The sequence below is a fragment of the Candidatus Binatia bacterium genome, from assembly GCA_036382395.1.
GTDB lineage: Bacteria > Desulfobacterota > Binatia > HRBIN30 > HRBIN30 > JAGDMS01.
In genome coordinates, this window is record DASVHW010000194.1 from 1 (window position 1) to 2,703 (window position 2,703).

3 protein-coding genes are annotated in these 2,703 nt (G+C 60.7%); all 3 read right to left on the reverse strand.

Annotated features, from left to right (window positions below; translation table 11 throughout):
* Positions 1 to 361: 361 nt before the first annotated feature.
* On the reverse strand, positions 362 to 1,111 hold the full coding sequence (locus tag VF515_08990) for a thioesterase II family protein (GenBank protein HEX7407768.1): 750 nt from the start codon (positions 1,109 to 1,111) through the stop codon (positions 362 to 364).
* A 29-nt stretch (positions 1,112 to 1,140) separates the two neighbouring features.
* Positions 1,141 to 1,359, reverse strand: a complete 219-nt coding sequence (locus VF515_08995; protein HEX7407769.1) for an MbtH family protein — start codon at positions 1,357 to 1,359, stop codon at positions 1,141 to 1,143.
* Positions 1,356 to 2,703 (reverse strand): alpha/beta fold hydrolase (locus VF515_09000; protein ID HEX7407770.1); only part of this gene is annotated, 1,348 nt, incomplete at its 5' end. The genes VF515_09000 and VF515_08995, both read right to left, overlap by 4 nt.

Sequence of the window (2,703 nt, forward strand, 5' to 3'; positions counted from 1 at the left end):
GTTGAAGCGGATTGCAGCCCCGCCAGATTCCCATGCCAGGGCAGGTTTTCCATGAGAGCCGTCGCTGAAGGACACGCATTCCGGTGCTCTGTTCGAGTAGAGACCGAGGATGGCTCTCAGCACTCCGTGAGCGACGATAAAGCGCTCGCGGTCTCTCGGGAAATAAAACCGCTCGGCCCTCGTTCGTTCATCTGCTGCAAGGGTGTGTAGGAAGCTATCGATCCGTGACGGGGTCTCGTCCAGGGTGGCTCGCCAGACATGCACTGCGTCACGACCCAACAGTGGAGCTTCCGGCGGGAAGCACCACGGAGGCGCAAGAGACGTGGTGGGCGCCATCTTCACGTAGCCGTTCTCCCCGGTTTCAGTGCAGTTCTTGAGAGAGCGCCTGAAGCAGGACGGGCTGAGTGGTGTTCAAGAAGAAGTGGTCACCGGGAAACATTCGCGACGAAAAGGAACCGGTCGTTTGATCACGCCAGGCTTCGAGGTCGCCGTGGCTCACGTTGCGATCCTGTAAGCCGCCAAAGGTGGAGATGTGGCAGTTCAGGGGAGGCTCGGTCGAATACACGTAGGTTTCGTACAGCGCGAAATCCGCCCGCAAGAGAGGAAGGACGATCTCCATGAGCTCTTCGTGCTCGAACACCTCCTTGGGCGTACCGTTCAAACGACGCAGTTTCGCCACAAACTCTCCGTCTGGCAGGGTGTGCATGGGCAGATCTCGATGAGGGATCTGAGGCGCGCGACCGGCAGAGATGATCAAGCGAACAGGATGCAGGCCATACTGTCGGCGGAGATGACGGGCGAGTTCAAAGCTCACCAATGCTCCGAGGCTGTGGCCGAAGAGGGCAAACGGCTTGTCCAGGAGCGGAAAGAGGGCGTGGGCAAGGGCCTGGATGAGAGGTGAGAGGCGAGTGAAAGGAGGCTCCATCAGCCGAGTTCCCCGTCCGGGAAGTTGAACCGGACAGACCTCGACATCGGCTGGCAAGCCGGCCGGCCAGGTGCGAAAAATCGAGGCGTTGCCTCCCGCATACGGAAAGCAAAATAGACGGAGGCGGGCCTGCGGACGCGGCCGGCGGCATGCAAGCCAGGGGTCAGGAGCAACGGTGGTGGTCATAGGATGGCGCGTGGGCGGAATCTGTGCGGCTATCTTTCCTGCTGGTCCATCGTCTGGCGCAGGCTGAGCGGCCTCATGTCGGCCCACGCTTCTCTAATATAGGCCAAGCACTCGGTCTTGGACCCGATCGTACCTGCATCCCTCCAGCCAACAGGGTTCTCCCGCTCGGCAGGCCAGATCGAGTACTGTTCTTCCTGATTCACGACGACTTTGTAGCGTGCACTGTCGGCGTTGGTGTTCCCATTCATCGAGCGTCCCTCATCGATCCGGCGGGTGACTTGACTCCATCGGCGAACCAAGCCTCGCCGCTTGCGGCTTGCTCGACGCAAGCCTTCAGCTTCTCGGCCAGGACTTCAACGTGGGGCTTGTAAACCATGTTGGCGTGATTGCCCGGAACGACGTGGACTTCCACTCCTCCAGCAGCCCACTGGCTCCAGCCCAACGTGGGGTCAGAGGACGGGCCTGCGGCCGGCGTCCTTTCGGCGGGTCCGCTCCCCGTTGGGTCGCTCCGGGTTGCCAAGTCCGATATAATCGGAGGCCCTGCCTCGCGAGCCTTGAAGAGGGTGACTCGACCCGCGTAGGAATGTAGGACGTAGTTCCGCGTCGCTCGAAAGTCGGCCTTGCAGAGCTCGAGAAAACGCTGAGCTTGGAACGCTTGAATATCCGGGGGCACCAAGCCGGCGCTCTTCGCCTGCTGCAACACACGGGTCAACAGTTCGTGCTTTGGAAGCCGCGAAAGGGACTCCCAAGGGCCCAACGAAAGACCGAAGTAACGGACAACATCAACCAACAGCGTCGCTTCAAGATCTTGCTCCGCAAAGTGCTCATCAGGATTTGGAATCCGCGCATCCAGTAAGGCAACCAGGGCCACCCGCTGACCCTGCGCCAGAAGCTGCTGTGCCATCTCGAAGGCCACAAGGCCTCCCATTGACCATCCTCCCAGAAAGTACGGACCCTCGGCCTGCACGGTCTGCAGCGCTTCGAGGTAATAGGCAGCCATGTCTTCGATCCGCGCATGCGGGTCTTGTCCCTCTTCCAGCCCTCTGGCTTGGAGCCCATAGCAGGGTTGATCGCGGCCCAATGAGTCCGCCAGATGAATGTATGGAAAAACGTGTCCGCCCGCCGGATGTATCAAGAAGAGCGGCCGTTTGGCGCCACCAGGCTGAATCGCGACCAAACATGGGTGGGCTGCTGGATTGGCGTTGTGGCGGAGGACACCGGCGAGATGCTCAATGGTTGCGCCCTGAAAAACGGCCGCTAACGGCAGTCTCCTGCCGAGCTTGTTCTCGATCAGGGCGAACAAGCGCACCGCGGCCATTGAATGCCCTCCCAACTCGAAAAAATTGTCCGTCACTCCGATCGGTCTAACGCTCAGAACCTCCTCCCAGAGATGAGCGAGCTGGAGTTCCAGGGCGTCTCGGGGTGCGACGAATGTCCTTTCGAGTTCGCGTCGTGTTCGGTCGGGCGCCGGCAGTGCGCGGCGATCGACCTTGCCGGTGGGCGTCAACGGCAAGGCATCGAGCAGTACGAAGACCGCAGGCACCATGTGCTCGGGCAGCTTCTCCTTGAGAAAACTGCGCAGGTCATGAGCC